Origin of the sequence: Spiroplasma endosymbiont of Tipula paludosa (assembly GCF_964264785.1) — a bacterium.
In the GTDB taxonomy this organism is placed as follows: Bacteria; Bacillota_I; Bacilli_A; order Mycoplasmatales; family Nriv7; genus Nriv7.
Genome location: NZ_OZ183484.1, coordinates 604,042 through 619,038, shown reverse-complemented (window position 1 = coordinate 619,038; position 14,997 = coordinate 604,042). Strand labels below are relative to the sequence as shown.

Here is a 14,997-nt window from a genome sequence, read left to right as displayed (position 1 = left end):
TTTCTAAACAAAATATGATTTAACTTTATAAAATAAAATAACCATAAATAAGACAATAATTACTAATACCATTCAAAACGCAATATTTGCTATTAAAAGTCAAAGTAGTTCTTTGGTTAAATCAATTTCTTTACCAGAAACTCACGCCGGAATAACTTTAATTTGAATAAATAAATCCCAAAAATACAATTTTGTCATTTCTCAATCTAAATCTTTTCAAGCAAGTAAAAACATAATAATTACCGCTTAAAAGGTCAAAAGAGCAGAAAAATAATGGCTGAGAAGAGCATTACAATTATTAAAATTGAAAACAAAAATACAACTTGGGGTGGTAAATCGGCAGTTGGATAAATTAATTCAATTAACTCAATAATTATTTTTTTAAACATTTTCTAAACCTACTTTTTAATTTCTTTTTCATCTTGTTCTAATAAATTTCGCTTAAACTTTGCAATAAATATTCGTTGTGAATAAGTAAAATCTTTTGGCAACTGCTTTGCTTCACTACCATATTTCTTTTTATCTTTAAAAAACCGATAAATATTAACCGCAATATAATATGCTAGTAATAATGTTAAAATCGTAAAAAACACTAGTCCAAAAATACTCATTTTTCTTTTCTCCTTAATTTTCTAATTTTTTAGTATACAAATCATAAGCACGAATATCTCAATCATAACTATTTTTCTTTATTCAAGCACGAACACAAATTCACTTTTTACCATTTAAATCAGTTCTAATTAAGTAAATTTCATTTCTACACGCTCAAAATCTTTGTTGTAATCCAGTTTTTTTATTAATAGAATAGACTTGGTACATAACCTTTAATTTTATCTACTATTTTGATAATTATTTTTTAGATGAAATACAAATGTTAGATAAATACAAAGATAAAAATGAATTTTATAGTTTAGTCGGCATAAAATGTTATAGTTATGTACCAAGTCTAATATATAAATTCTCGATGATAATTTATGATAATTTTTATCTTTTAAATTAACTCATATTTTCATTTTTAAACCCCCAAGTTTTATAGTGATTATTTTTAAAACCACGATTAACTTTAACCCGACTGTATTTTTTCCTAATTAATTTTGAATTTCTCTGTGAATGCATAACAATATAACTACGAGACATACTTATTAACTCCTAGTGTTTCATTTTTCTTAGTTGGTTTCTAAACCTTAAACTTTCTAACGAAGCATAATTTTCACTTTCAAATTCTACATAATTGATATTTTTAAATTCATAAATTACTCCACACATTTTAGTTTTAAACTTGTTAACTGCTGATTTTAGGTACTTTACAAATTCAGAATTTATGGTGCGATTAACAATATTATTTAAAGTATCGGTAAATATTTGTTTTCTAGTAATAGGATTTTGACAGTTGTAAGAGAATTGATAAGCCTTGATATTTAAGTCATACTGATTTAATGATTTTTCATTCAGGACATTTTTAGTAATATATTTAGAGCAGTATTTAACAACCGCTTCGTTAGTATCTTGTTTAACAACCAAATTTTTATTTAACCCATAAGGTCAGTGTTTAAGAACTAATTTATTTGGTATTTTTTTATCAAGTAAAATATGAAAATGTATCGCTCCTCTTTGTTGATATTCATATGTATAAAAATATTTAATTTCTTTATTCTTTTTTTTAAAAGCTGAATTATACTTGTAAGTGCAAGTAAATAAAATTGCAAAAGATTTCATATAAAAATTTCATGATGCTAAGTTTATTTTAGAAAAAGTAAATTTAAGGAGTTTTTATATGGGATACAAACATCTTGGCATAGATGAAAGAATTTATATTGAGAATCAATTGAAATTTAAAGTAAAAATTAGTGAAATAGCTAAAAATCTTAATCGAAGTATTAGTACTATTAATCGAGAAGTTAATAGAAATAAAGATAATAATCATTATTTTTCATTAATTGCACAAAATAAAGCAGAAAATAGAAAACAATTACATGTTTATTTTCATAAATTTAAAAATAGAGAATTAGTAAAATATGTACAACAAAAATTATTATTAGGTTGATCGCCTGAACAAATTTATGGCAGAATTAAAAATTTTCATCAAGAATGAATTATTAGTTTTAAAACAATTTACAATTGAATTTATTCTGGATTACTTGAAAAGGTTACTAGTAAAAATTTAAGAAGAAAAGGTAAGAAACGAAAATCTCAAGAAAATCGGGGTAAATTTAATGGTAAATCCATTAAAGAACGAAATGTTAATAATCGCATAACTCTTGGCCATTGAGAAGGTGATACTGTAGTATCATCACGAGGTAAAAGTAAATCATGTTTAATAACTTTAGTTGAAAGAACATTTAGTTGAAAGAACATCAAGATTTACTTTAGCAATATTAGTTGAAAATAGAACTACTAAAGTTATTAACAAAAATATTAGTCATTATTTATCAATTCTTCCAAATAATCTTGTTAAGACTATAACATTTGATAGGGGTAAAGAATTTGCTAATTGACAACAACTTGAAAAAAATTTAAATGTGAAAATTTATTTTGCTGATGCATATTCACCTTGACAAAGAGGTACTAATGAAAATACTAATGGTTTAATTAGAGAAAAATTTCCTAAAAAATTTAATTTTTCAAACACTACTAAAAATGCAGTTCATAAATTTATATTGTCTTTAAACCAAAGACCAAGAAAAATACTAAATTATCTTTCGCCAATCGAATATTTGGTTAGAAAAATAATTTAGTTGCACTTAACTTTACAATTTGGCAAAATAATATTTTATATTTCTAAAAAATTTTTTTAATTCTTTTTTACATTTTTTAACATCTGTTTCATTTAACTTATAAGTTAAAGTTAAAAATGTAAGTTCTTTAACTGAAAAATTATGATAGGCCTTTCTAACGGCACTACATTTAGCACGAACATTACTATTTAACATTTTAGTTTCTCGTTCGCCTTTATTCTTTAAACCACTAACATTACGAGTATTTGCTTTAATGCGTTCTAAGGGCATAACAACATTACGAATGTATTGACCGTAATAAATGGTTTTCATATAAAAATCAGTCGGATTCTGAGCTTGTAAATTCATATTTTTTGCTCCTATTTTAGGTTTTCGTTCAGTTGTGTTATTTAATCAAGTAATAGTCGGCTTCGCCGACTAACCCGCTAGCGGGCGGGGCATACGCCTTCCGCACCGCTTCGCAGACCGAAGTGATTATCAATTAACTGGACAAGTTTTTTTGATTTTTTGATAATTCAATTTTTTGCAAGTTAACTATTTTGGGGGTTTTTTCAAAAGTTAATTCGCAACTAAAAAATGATTTAACGTTTTCTTTTAACAGTTTATAAATTTCTTGTTGTTCTAGATTGTTATCATCAATTCATAAAGCCTTTTGTTCGCCGGTAGGCTCAAATAAGTCATTTTCATAACGCAAAAATTCGGCAGAATAACCTGACATCATAGAGCCATCTTTATTTTTAAATATTTTTCTTTTTATACTAACTAATTTAACTTTAAACATTATTATCTAAATTCCTTTTACTTTTATTTTTTAAAATTTTTTTAATATGATTAATAAATTTTTTCTCACAAGCAACATGCAAATATCGTTTATCACTAAATAGATGTAAACACCAGCGACATATTTTATAATTTATCTTTCCTTTCAAAATTTAAAAACCCTTTTAATCGCAAGAATTACAGATTCCAACTGTATTTTTATTACCAATGACATAGCTTTCGCTGTCGCATTCAATACAAAATATTACTGCCAAAAGAAAACACCCCCTAAAAGTTTGTAGAAAACAAAATCTTGTCATATGTATATGGTTTCTACAGATTTTCTTGGGGAAAATATTGATTTTTTAGTAAAATACTATATAATTAAAAAAATAAGGTCCAAGTGGTGGAATGGTAGACACAATGGTCTCAAAAACCATCGGTTAATCCGTATCGGTTCGAGTCCGATCTTGGGCACCATTAATTTTAGAAAGAATTTTTGTTATGAAAATAATTAATTCAATAGATAATTCATTAATTAAGGATTTAGTCAAGTTAAAAGAGAGCAAGTATCGTAAAGAAAAGGAACAGTTTCTTATTGAAGGGTTTCACTTAATTGAAGAGGCTAAGAAACAAAATAAGTTATTAATGATTTTAACAACACAAGATATTGCTAATAAAATAGAAGATTTTAGTAATATAATTGTTGTTAATGAGCAAATTATTAAAAAAATATCTACAACTGTTAACCCACAACCAATTATTGGTGTTTGTAGTTTTTTAGATAACTATGAAGTTGATAAAAATTTAGTTGTCATGTTAGATAAGATTCAAGATCCGACTAATTTAGGAAACATCATTCGTAGTTGTGTTGCCTTTAATGTTCAAACATTATATATTAGTAATGATAGTGTTGATATTTATAATGATAAAGTAATTCGGACTTCAATGGGGGCGATATTTCATTTAAATATTATTAAAACTAATTTGGAACTTATTATTGCTAGTGTAAAAGATAAAGGTTTTAAAGTTTATGGTACAGTATTTAAAGAAGCTAATAATCGTTTGCGAGATGTAAAATTTAATAGTCAAGTAGCATTATTATTTGGTAATGAGGGTAAAGGAATAAATCCTCATTTATGACCATTGATTGATGATAATTTTTATATTCCAACATCAAATGGAGTAGAATCTTTGAATGTTGCTAATGCTTTAACTATTAGTCTTTATGAAATAATGAATCAAAATTAATGTAACTTTTTTAGTTGCATTTTTTTATGTCTTAGAGAGGAACTTATTAAATAAAAATGGTTAAGAAGATAGCATATGGTTGTTATTGCTACCACGATATATAAATTAAATGTTTAATTAAAAAAATAAAAATTTTAAAATAAAAAACTAATAATGAAATAATGTTTCAAAGAAAAAAGTTTTTTTCACTTTATAGCGTATTAAAATTAAAATAAAGTTGGCTTTAAGATATTAAATTAGTTAGTAAGGAAAGAAGGAATGTTAAGGTGAAAAAAATATTAATTATTGGTTCGGGAATTGTTGGTCTTGAACTTGCAAAGGAATTATTAGCACAATCTAATAATAAAATAACAATTATTGAAAAAAATCAAGATGTTTGTTCCGAAACATCAATTTTAAATTCAAATATTATTCATATGGGTTTTGACGCAACACCAGGAACTTTAAAAGCAATTTTGGGAATGCAAGGTCATAATATTTGAAAAAAAAGATATTTGGCGGATAAAAAAGCTAATAATGAGATTATAAAATATGCTCCTTCACAAGTATTGGGTTTTAATGAAGATGATGTTAAAATATTAGATCGGCTTTTAAAGCAAGGAATTGTTAATGGTATTAATAGTAATTTGTTAACATTAAATGCAAATTCATCTAGTAATAAAAATGTTAGCAAATATTTATTAGGCGTTGATTCTTATATTTTAAATGTTAAGAAATATGTAACGCTATTGCTTAAACAATGAGAAAATAATGATCGCATTAAAATTATTAAAAATTGTAGTTTTGTGGCATTAACAACTAAATTATTTTTTGATGGTCATAAAGATGTTATCCCATCTGATTTTGATTTAATTATTAATTGTGCTGGTCATGGGGCTCAGTTTAATATTGAAGAAACAAAAAACTTTAGTTTGTCATTAAGAAAAGGTCAGTATTTAGTTTGTGAAAATGAAGATAATATTGATGTGATATATTTTTTACCACCAACTAGTTTAGGAAAGGGGATATTAGTTGCTCCAAGCTTTGATAATAAAATAATTATTGGTCCAACAGCAGAAAATCATAATGATTATCATAATCACAATACAATTGTTTTAAAAACAGAAACTATTCAGGAATTAATTGCAACAGGGAAAAAAATAAAACCTGATTTAAATTTTAACATTACGAGTATGTTTGCTGGTTCAAGGTCAATTGAAGCAAAAAATGATTTTCATATTGAATGGGGTTCTGAAAAATGAATTAATGTTGTTGGTATATCTAGTCCTGGTTTAAGTGCAAGTCCGGCGATTGCTAAATATGTTGTTAATATGATTCAAGAAAAAGAATTAAAAAATAAAAATTAATAAAAATTAATAAAGATTATTAAGGATGGTAATAAAAAATATGAAAATTTGATTTGCAAAAATGTTTGCGTTTATGAAACCAGCAAAAGCAAAAGAACAATTAACTGAAGATTTTTTAATTAAAAAATATTTTAAATCTCATCAAGAGCGAGTATTTTGAATAGCAATAATATCATATATATTATATTATTTTATTAGAAGACAATGAAGTGTTGCTGGAAGTGATTTAATTAATAATGGTTTAATGACGAAAGATATTTATTCATTAGTTGGTATGGCAATGGGACTTAGTTATGGAGTTTCTAAATTTGTAATGGGTTCTGTTGGTGATCGTAGTAATGCGCGCTGATTCTTAGGAATCGGTTTAATTTTGTCATCATTAATGAATTTTGTAATGGGATGAACGGTTGGTATTAATATTACTAATATTGTATTAATGATGAGTTCAATGGCTTTAATTGGTTGATTTCAAGGAATGGGATGACCGGCTAGCGCTAGAAGTATGACTAATTGGTTTATTCCGAAAGAAAAACAAATGCGGATGACTTTCTGGAATACATCGCATAATTTTGGAACAGCAATAATTGCGATAATAATTATAATATCGCATTCATTATTAGAAGAATATATTGGTATTGCAGGTTACTTTATTTTGCCTAGTGCTATTGCTTTAGTTGGGGGAATATTAATTTGTATATTTATGAAAGACCGCCCAGAAAGTTTAGGTTTGTTATCAGTTGAAGAACATTATAAAAAGTATTACCCTGAAAAATTAGATATTGAAGTTAAAAAATTTGTTAGTGCTAATGGTAATAAAAATAAGCTTGTTGAAAAAACTTGATTTTATTATTTTAAAAAATATGTTTTATTAAATAAAAATTTGTGAATTATTGCTTTTGCTAATTTATTTATATATGTATTAAGAAATGGTGTTTCTGATTGAACATTAACTTTCTTTAAAGAACAGCATAATTTTGATGTTAAAAATCAAGGTAAATGATTATGAAGTATTTTTGAATGAATGGCAGTTCCAGGAACGATATTAATGGGATTTACTGCTAAAACATTATTTAAAGGAAGATTAACACCGATTATGATAGCAGCAATTGCTATTACGACATTATCAATTGTTGGTTTATGACAAGCTCAATATCAAAGTATTTGACAAATTGCTCTCTTTATGGGAATTGCTGGTTTTTGTATTTATGGTCCAGTTGCGTTTATTGGGATGCAAGCGATGGATTTATCAAATAAAAGAGTTGTAGCGACAGCTGCTGGTTTTACGGGGATATTTGGTTATTTTGGTGATGCTGTGATATCTAAAGTTGTTATTGGTTCGGGATTACAAAGTTTAAGCAATCGTTGGGATGCAACCTTTATATTTTTAATAGTTTGTGGTGTAAGTGCTTGTATATTATTATCATTAGTATGAAATAAATCGTATCACGATAATGAAAATGAATAGAATTTATAGTTATTATAATTAGATTTAATATTTACTTGTGATAAAAGAAAGATAAAAAAAGAAATTATATTTAAAATATAATTTCTTTTTTTATTAGGGTTTACATAGAATTTGTTATAATTAAACAAGTTATTATATGATAGTAGGGTGAAGTAAATGACAGAACAACAATTACAGGAATTATTAGTGCAAGCAAAAAAGGAAGTTAATGAATGTCAAGATTTAGACCTTTTACAAACTTTAAAAATAAAATATTTAGGTAAAAAATCGCAATTAGCTACTTTGTTAGGAACAATGCATAATTTAAAAAATGAAGCAAGAATTGCTTTAGGAAGGATGATTAATGTTTTTAAAAAGGAAATAATTAGTTTATTTGAAACTCAAGAAAAATTTTTAAAGGAAAAAAATTTGGCATTAGAATTAAAATCAGAAACAATTGATGTTAGTTTACCAGTGAATAGTTTTTTGATTGCTAATCGTCATCCTTTAAATTTAATTATTTGTGAGATTAGTGAAATTTTTGAACAGTTAGGGTATGAAATTGTGCAAGGACAGGAAGTAGATACTGATGAATATAACTTTGAAAGGTTAAATTTAGCTAAAAATCATCCAGCTCGTGAGATGCAAGATTCATTTTATTTAGATAGTAATTATTTGTTAAGAACACATTGTACTAATGTTACGGCTCGTTATTTAGAAAAATATAAAGATGCTTCTTTACCGTTAGCTATTGTTTCTATTGGTAATGTTTATCGTCGTGATGATGATGATGCTACGCATAGTCATCAGTTTATGCAAATTGATGGTTTTTTAGTTGCACCAAATATTTCCTTTGCTAACTTGAAATGAACTTTAAATTATTTAATTAAACGCTTATTTAACGAAGAAAGTAAAATGCGCTTGCGCCCCAGTTATTTTCCTTTTACGGAACCATCAGTTGAGGTGGATGTAAGTTGTACTAAGTGTGCTGGTATTGGATGTAGTATTTGTAAACATACAGGGTGATTAGAAATTTTAGGTGCTGGAATGATTAGTCCGAATGTTTTTATTAAAAATAATCTTGTTGCTTCTTTACAAGGTTTTGCTTTTGGTATTGGTATTGAGCGGATTGCAATGTTAAAATATGGTATTGAAGATATTCGTCATTTTTATAAGAATGATTATCGTTTTTTAAAGCAATTTAGAAATTTTTAGAATAATAGGAGCGTATATATGATTTTTACCCGTAAATTTTTAAATGAATATGTTGATTTAAAAAATATTAGTAATGAAGATATTGAACAAGCATTAAATGATAGTGGTTTTGAAGTTGAAAGAGTTTTTAGTTTTGATACTTTAAATACTAATATTGTTATTGGGAAAGTATTATCAAAAGTTAAACTTGCTAATTTTGATAAGTTATCGTATTGTATGGTTGATATTAATGAAGAGTTACCGATTCCTGTTGTTTGTGGTGCTAATAATGTTGAAGAAAATCGTTTTGTTATTTTTGCTAAAATTGGTGCTCATTTAGCCAATGGCATGATTATTGAAGAAAGAATGATTGCTAATAAGCCTTCATTAGGAATGATTTGTTCGTTACAAGAATTAGGAATCCCTAAGGAAGTTTTAGCTAATCAAGATGCTGTTGGGGTTTATTTATTTCCTGAGGATGTTAATTATCCATTAGGTAATACTAATCCTTTAAGTTATATTTTTGAAAATGATACTGCTTTTGTTATTAATTTGACCTATAATCGTAGTGACTGTTTAAGTGCTTATGAATTAGCTCGCGAGATAGCAGCATTCTTTAAATTGCCTTTAAAATCGTTAATAACTGATGATTTTTCTCATTTAGGAAATTTAGTTAATGATAAGTTATCATTAGATATTAAAATTGATAATAATCTTGTTAAAGCGATGAAAAATGTTACGGTGTTAATTGATAGTAGTGTCGTTACGCCAAAGTGATTATTTTCAAGACTTTGTTATGCTAATATTCGTCCAAATAATTTAATTCAAGATTTACTAAATTATGTTTCTTGAGAAACCGGACAACCATTAGTAGGTTATGATTTTTCAAAAATTAATAGTGAAATATCAATTCAAAAAGCGATGGCAGAAACGAAAGTTAATGACCAAGAGATATCTTTACAAGATTTTGTCATTGCTGGTGATGATATTATTGAAGTGTTAGGTGTTATGACTAACAAGAAATATGAAATTATTAATGCAACTAAACAATTTGTAGTTTTAGCATTACATTTAAATGAGAAGCAGATGTATGAGCAAAAGAAAAGATATTTATCATTACTTAATGCTAATAATTTATTACGATGGTCAAAACCATCAAATGGGCATAATTTAGAAATTGCTATCCAAAGGTTTTTAGAGTTATTAACATCAATTGTAGTTATTAAACAAGTATCACCAATAATTAATAATAAAGTGTTAGCGATAAAAAATGTAACGATAAAAACATCATTAAAAATTCAGAAAAGTATTTTAGGCATTAGTGATTTAACAAAAAAAGATATTATTGAATTTTTAAAACCGTTAGGGTTTTTAATTTCGGAATCGGGTATTAATGATGATTTAGTAATTACTGTCCCTAAGTATCGTCTTGATATTATGAATGAGGCTGATATTAGTGAGGAAATTGCTCGTAGATATGGTTATAACAATATTCCTAATATAATGCCATTATTTATACCATTAACTAAAGAAAAAAATTGAAGTAAATATATTTTAGAAACAATTATTAGTTATTTATTAAATCAAAATATTTTTGAAACAAAAACTTATAATTTAGAGTCAAGTATTAATTTAAATCGTTTTAATTTTTTTAATGTTACAAAACCTGTTAAGGTATTACAACCAATGTCGTTAAATCATCAGTATTTAAGAACTAATTTAGTAAATTCGTTGTTAACGATAGCCCAATATAATAATTTCCGAAAAATTAATGATATTAAAATTTATAGTTATGAAGATATTTATGATGATTTAAAATTTCATCATCAACAATTATCAATTTTATTGCAAGGTAAATGAATGGATATTCCTTATTTATCACAAGCAATTACTGTTGATTTCATTAATACTAAGGGATTATTGCAAGGAATATTGCGGAAATTAAACTTTAATGATCAAGATATTCAGTATGTTCCTTCAACATACGATGATTTGCATCCGCATTTACAAGCTAATGTTGTAATAAAAAATCAGCAAATTGCGATAATTGGTAAAGTGCATCCAAAAATTCAACAAGAATTAGATTTTAAAGATGATAATTTTATTATTTCATTAAATATGACATTAATTAATGAACTTTTTAAAGGCGATATTAAATATCAGACAATTATTAGAAATATGTTTTCTTGATTTGATTTGTCGCTTTTAGTTAATAAAGATACAAACTATGATAGTATTATTAAGCCATTGTTAAATATTAGTAATAGGTTAGTTGATTTGCAACTTATTAATGAGTATGAAAATGTTGATAAACTTGGTCAAGATAAAAAATCTTGAACTTTACGATTATTTTTTAATGATGCAAGAAAACAACTTACTGATGAAGATTTAAAAGAGCAGTATGATTTATTTTTAAAAGCAATGAAAGATTTAAAAGTTATGGTGCGTTAATCGTTATTTATTAACTAGAAAGGTATAAAAATGAAAACAATAATTAATGATAATTTTAAAAATGATGATGAATTACAATTAACAAAAAGAGAAATAGTAATTCGTAATTATAATCCTTGAAAAGCAATATTTTTTATGTGCTTGCCAACCGTTATAATTATGATTATTATGTCAACATATAATTTGATTGATAAGTTTTTAGCATTACAATTTGCTGATAGTTATGTTATTAGTACATTTTTAGAAAATAATCCTTTAATTAAACAAAATAATTTGCAAATGTTAGCTCGAAATATTATTAATGTTGCAACCCAATATTCTTCTTCAACAATTGGTTTATTGACAGCTTTTAGTTTATTTATTGCTATTGGGACATCAACAAGGTTTGGTATTGCTTATGGGGAAAGAAATAATCCATTAATATCGCGAACTATTGGTAATGGAATTTCTTTAATGATTATTGTTGCTATTGTTTTAACACCAATTTTAGTATTTACTAATGAACCGCTAATTGCTTTGCAATCAAAAAATTCGCAAATGACAAATCCTGAAGTATATAAAATTACTTTGCAGTTGGCAGTTGGTTATACGAAGTGGTTTATTTTCTTTTTATTTTTTGTATTACTAAGTAATTTTTTAATTAATTTATTAAGATCTGAAGGTCAAGGTTTTTGAGCAACAATTATTATTTTTACTTCAGTAATTGTTAATGTTGTTTTAGATATTGTATTAATGGTTTATGGTAAATTAGGATTAGAAGGGGCAGCGATTGCGACAGTTATTTCGTGACTTTGAAATATTATTTTTGCATTATTAGTTATCTATTTAGATCCGAAATCAAAGTTAAAAATTTATTGAGAAGATTTGAAAATTGAAAAAACGATTTTATATAATATTATTGCTATCGGAATGACACCATTATTTATTAATATTTCAGTTGCTGTGACATCAGCACTATCTAATTTTTTTGTTTCAATGTTAAGTAGTGAATTACCTCGGCCGGGTTTTACTGTTCCATGAGTTGTGCAATTATTTGCTGGGATTGCGCCATGAATTGCGTTAACTGATTCTCCTTTAATTGGTGTTAGTCAAGGCGGAAGGGCATTATTATCTTATTCTTATGGTGCTAAAGATTATCAAAGGATTTGGGATATTCTTAAAAGGATAATTTTAGTGCAATTTTTAATATTAATAATTACCGAATTAATTATTGGTATTTTTGGTAATGAAATGTTAAGTCTATTTATTTCTAATGTTGATACGACTTATCGGTGATATTTCTTGTTAAGTTATTTAGTTTATCCAACAGTTGTTGTGCCATATGTTGGGATTATTTTTTATCAATCAATTAGTCGTCCTAAGATGTCATTATTTTTTTCGGCGCTTCGTTCAATAATTGTTTTTATACCTTGTATTATTATTGGTTATTTCGTTGCTTTGGTAACTAAAAATGCTCATTATTATTTTTTATTTTTAGGTTTGGTAGCACCAATTTCAGCTTTGATATCAATCCCAATATTAATTATGACTTGAAAAAAATATCGTTCTTATTTAAAATTAAATAGTGCAAAAAAAGTGAGGAAGAGTAGTGGAATATTCACAAAGTTATTTAAAAAATAATCCAGTTATTAATTTGGATAATGTTATTACCATTAATCCCGAAGTGATAAGAGCTAGTAATAGTCATATTAAAGAAGTTAATTATGCGCATCTTAAAGGGACAATAATTTATAACTCACAAGTTAATTCATTAATTATTGATGTGCAAGTGACAGTAAGGATAACATTATTGTGTGCTTTAAGTTTACAACCTTTTAGTTGAACTAATGAATGAAATTGAAAGGATGAGTATGGTTTTGATTACTTTAATTGTAATTTAAACTATATTAATGAAAAAATATTTTATTTAGATAAGTATTTGTGAGATGAAATATTTGCAATAACTCCTATCAATTTAACAGTAAAAGATGTTAAAATATGTAAGAAAGGTAAAAAATGACAATTTATTACTGAAAAAGAAGTTTATAATTCTTTAGAACAAGATAGTCGTTGAATGCCCTTAAAAAAATTGAAATTAGAAAGTATTAAGGAGGATAAATAATGGCAGTTCCGTTTCGACGTATATCAAAAACAAGAAAAGCGAAAAGAAGAACACATTTTAAGTTATGACATCCAACATTAGTTAGTTGTACTAATTGTGGTGCAAATATTAAGCCCCATCGTGTTTGTAAAGAATGTGGTTATTACAAAGGCAAAGAAGCAGTTAAAATTGGTGAGTAAAATTTGTATTTAATTTCAAATGATAAAAAAAGAGCATTGCTTATAATAGCAGTGCTTTTTTTAAAATTTTTAATAAATTGTGTTAAATTTTATTGAAAAACTTGTTAATTAGGAATATAATGTGTTTACTAGTGGGAGAAAGTGGGTTATAATATGCTGTTAGGACAATTTAAACATAGTCTTGATGATAAAGGCAGAATTATAGTTCCGACACGCTTTCGTAGTAAACTAGGTGAACAAGTAGTCATTTCTAAAGGCTTTGATGGTTGTTTAGTATTAAGAGCGTATGATGTGTTTATTAAATGACAAGAGCAAATTTTATTAAGTTCAGAAGGTTTAAAGGATAGTCGTATCTTACAACGACAAATTTTTGCTAATTCTTTAGAACTTAATATTGATAAAGTTGGAAGAATTAATCTTCCGGCAAATTTATTAATATTAGCTAATATTAAGAAAGAAGTTATGATTATTGGACTTGCTAATAAAATAGAAATTTGAGACATTAAGGCCTGAGAAAATTATTTAGTAAATGCTGAAAATAATTTAGAACAATCTGCTCAAAATTTAATAATGAATATTGAGGAGAAAAATTAATGTTAAAACATAAACCAGTTTTATTGTCAGAAACCATAGACTTATTAAATATTAAATCTGATGGTATTTATGTGGATTGTACTTTAGGAAGGGCAGGACATAGTGAGAAAATTTTAGAAAAGTTAACAACTGGAAAATTATATTGTTTAGAACAAGATAAACAAGCAATTGTTGATGCTAAAGTAATATTAAATAAATTTCATAATTATGAAATTATTGCCACTAATTTTCGTCATTTAAAGAAAGAATTACAATTAAGAAATATTTTACAAGTTGATGGTATTATTTATGATTTAGGAGTATCATCACCACAATTAGATGAAGCAGAGCGAGGATTTAGTTATCATCAAGATGGTCCTTTAGATATGCGAATGGATCAAAATCAAACGCTATCGGCAGAAGTTATTGTTAATAATTGAAGTTTTGAAGATATTGTTAATATTTTATGAATTTATGGTGAAGAAAAGTTTGCAAGAACAATAGCTCGTGCTATTGTAAAATATCGTGAAAATAGTAAAATTATAACAACATTACAACTTGTTGATATTGTTAAGAGTGCCTTACCAATGAAAATTTTAAAAAAGGCTAAACATCCAGCCAGAAAGACATTTCAAGCATTAAGAATTGCCGTTAATGATGAATTAGATAGTTTGCGAGTTTCGTTAAAGCAATCTTTGCAACTATTAAAATCAAAAGGGGTGCTTGTGGTTATTAGTTTTCATTCTTTGGAAGATCGGATTGTTAAAACATTATTTAAAGAACAAGTAGTTCCTAAATTTGATCCATTATTATCTAAATTACCAATCTCAATCAAATGGGACCCTAGTTTTGAATTATTAACTAAAAAAGCTGTTTCGCCTTGTGAGCAAGAAATTCAAGAAAATTCTCGTGCTCGTAGTGCTAAATTAAGGGCAATCAGAAAAATTTAAGGAAGGTATTGTTA

General features: G+C 26.1%; 19 protein-coding genes and 1 tRNA gene. 14 read left to right on the top strand and 6 right to left on the bottom strand.

The features are described from left to right. Positions 1–3: 3 nt before the first annotated feature. From ACFEL5_RS03600 to ACFEL5_RS03590, 3 genes are all read right to left on the bottom strand, one after another. Complete coding sequence (locus ACFEL5_RS03600) at positions 4–234, bottom strand: hypothetical protein (RefSeq protein WP_375315653.1); 231 nt, start codon at positions 232–234, stop codon at positions 4–6. A gap of 164 nt (positions 235–398) precedes the next feature. After that, positions 399–611 (bottom strand): hypothetical protein, encoded by a 213-nt coding sequence (locus ACFEL5_RS03595; protein ID WP_215825617.1) that lies wholly within the window; start codon positions 609–611, stop codon positions 399–401. Positions 612–624: 13 nt separating this feature from the next. Further along, positions 625–819, bottom strand: a complete 195-nt coding sequence (locus tag ACFEL5_RS03590) for a hypothetical protein (RefSeq protein ID WP_375315709.1) — start codon at positions 817–819, stop codon at positions 625–627. Between the two features lie 52 nt (positions 820–871). Here ACFEL5_RS03590 and ACFEL5_RS03585 point away from each other — a divergent pair, with 52 nt between their 5' ends. Continuing rightward, positions 872–1,000, top strand: coding sequence for a hypothetical protein (locus ACFEL5_RS03585; protein WP_375315708.1), 129 nt, complete (start codon positions 872–874; stop codon positions 998–1,000). 149 nt (positions 1,001–1,149) lie between these two features. Here ACFEL5_RS03585 and ACFEL5_RS03580 read toward each other — a convergent pair whose 3' ends face one another. Beyond that, the gene (locus tag ACFEL5_RS03580; RefSeq protein ID WP_375315707.1) at positions 1,150–1,716 is read right to left on the bottom strand and encodes a rolling circle replication-associated protein; all 567 of its coding nucleotides are present in this window, start codon (positions 1,714–1,716) and stop codon (positions 1,150–1,152) included. 58 nt (positions 1,717–1,774) lie between these two features. Between ACFEL5_RS03580 and ACFEL5_RS03575 the strand changes: the two genes are divergently transcribed. Further along, on the top strand, positions 1,775–2,389 hold the full coding sequence (locus ACFEL5_RS03575) for an IS30 family transposase (RefSeq protein ID WP_375315706.1): 615 nt from the start codon (positions 1,775–1,777) through the stop codon (positions 2,387–2,389). Further along, the gene (locus ACFEL5_RS03570; RefSeq protein WP_375315705.1) at positions 2,328–2,735 is read left to right on the top strand and encodes an IS30 family transposase; all 408 of its coding nucleotides are present in this window, start codon (positions 2,328–2,330) and stop codon (positions 2,733–2,735) included. Before ACFEL5_RS03575 ends, ACFEL5_RS03570 begins: the two co-directional genes overlap by 62 nt. Positions 2,736–2,747: 12 nt before the next feature. Here ACFEL5_RS03570 and ACFEL5_RS03565 read toward each other — a convergent pair whose 3' ends face one another. Together ACFEL5_RS03565 and ACFEL5_RS03560 are read right to left on the bottom strand one after the other, a co-directional pair. Beyond that, positions 2,748–3,083 (bottom strand): hypothetical protein, encoded by a 336-nt coding sequence (locus ACFEL5_RS03565; RefSeq protein ID WP_375315704.1) that lies wholly within the window; start codon positions 3,081–3,083, stop codon positions 2,748–2,750. Positions 3,084–3,216: 133 nt separating this feature from the next. After that, the gene (locus ACFEL5_RS03560) at positions 3,217–3,516 is read right to left on the bottom strand and encodes a hypothetical protein (protein WP_338966992.1); all 300 of its coding nucleotides are present in this window, start codon (positions 3,514–3,516) and stop codon (positions 3,217–3,219) included. A 375-nt stretch (positions 3,517–3,891) separates the two neighbouring features. On the opposite strand from ACFEL5_RS03560, the gene ACFEL5_RS03555 reads away from it, so the two are divergent. The 11 genes from ACFEL5_RS03555 to rsmH all read left to right on the top strand — a co-directional run bounded on the left by ACFEL5_RS03555 (position 3,892) and on the right by rsmH (position 14,983). After that, a tRNA-Leu gene (locus ACFEL5_RS03555) sits at positions 3,892–3,974 on the top strand. Positions 3,975–3,998: 24 nt separating this feature from the next. Continuing rightward, a complete protein-coding gene (locus ACFEL5_RS03550) occupies positions 3,999–4,745 on the top strand; it encodes a TrmH family RNA methyltransferase (RefSeq protein WP_338967169.1) in 747 nt (248 codons plus the stop codon). A gap of 266 nt (positions 4,746–5,011) precedes the next feature. Further along, the gene (locus ACFEL5_RS03545) at positions 5,012–6,091 is read left to right on the top strand and encodes an NAD(P)/FAD-dependent oxidoreductase (RefSeq protein ID WP_338967166.1); all 1,080 of its coding nucleotides are present in this window, start codon (positions 5,012–5,014) and stop codon (positions 6,089–6,091) included. Between the two features lie 40 nt (positions 6,092–6,131). Continuing rightward, complete coding sequence (locus ACFEL5_RS03540; protein WP_342277894.1) at positions 6,132–7,556, top strand: MFS transporter; 1,425 nt, start codon at positions 6,132–6,134, stop codon at positions 7,554–7,556. 156 nt (positions 7,557–7,712) lie between these two features. Beyond that, the gene (gene pheS / locus ACFEL5_RS03535) at positions 7,713–8,750 is read left to right on the top strand and encodes a phenylalanine--tRNA ligase subunit alpha (RefSeq protein WP_342189445.1); all 1,038 of its coding nucleotides are present in this window, start codon (positions 7,713–7,715) and stop codon (positions 8,748–8,750) included. Between the two features lie 18 nt (positions 8,751–8,768). Next, a complete protein-coding gene (gene pheT / locus ACFEL5_RS03530; protein WP_375315703.1) occupies positions 8,769–11,180 on the top strand; it encodes a phenylalanine--tRNA ligase subunit beta in 2,412 nt (803 codons plus the stop codon). 30 nt (positions 11,181–11,210) lie between these two features. After that, a complete protein-coding gene (locus tag ACFEL5_RS03525) occupies positions 11,211–12,800 on the top strand; it encodes an MATE family efflux transporter (protein ID WP_375315702.1) in 1,590 nt (529 codons plus the stop codon). Then, complete coding sequence (locus tag ACFEL5_RS03520; RefSeq protein ID WP_342189442.1) at positions 12,769–13,281, top strand: hypothetical protein; 513 nt, start codon at positions 12,769–12,771, stop codon at positions 13,279–13,281. The genes ACFEL5_RS03525 and ACFEL5_RS03520 overlap by 32 nt, the downstream gene beginning before the upstream one ends. Next, complete coding sequence (gene rpmF, locus ACFEL5_RS03515) at positions 13,281–13,460, top strand: 50S ribosomal protein L32 (protein ID WP_338967155.1); 180 nt, start codon at positions 13,281–13,283, stop codon at positions 13,458–13,460. The genes ACFEL5_RS03520 and rpmF overlap by 1 nt, the downstream gene beginning before the upstream one ends. 153 nt (positions 13,461–13,613) lie before the next feature. Next, complete coding sequence (gene mraZ / locus ACFEL5_RS03510; RefSeq protein WP_342189441.1) at positions 13,614–14,054, top strand: division/cell wall cluster transcriptional repressor MraZ; 441 nt, start codon at positions 13,614–13,616, stop codon at positions 14,052–14,054. Beyond that, positions 14,054–14,983: a 16S rRNA (cytosine(1402)-N(4))-methyltransferase RsmH gene (rsmH, locus tag ACFEL5_RS03505; RefSeq protein ID WP_342189440.1), complete on the top strand. Its 930-nt coding sequence runs from the start codon at positions 14,054–14,056 to the stop codon at positions 14,981–14,983. Before mraZ ends, rsmH begins: the two co-directional genes overlap by 1 nt. Positions 14,984–14,997: the final 14 nt, after the last annotated feature.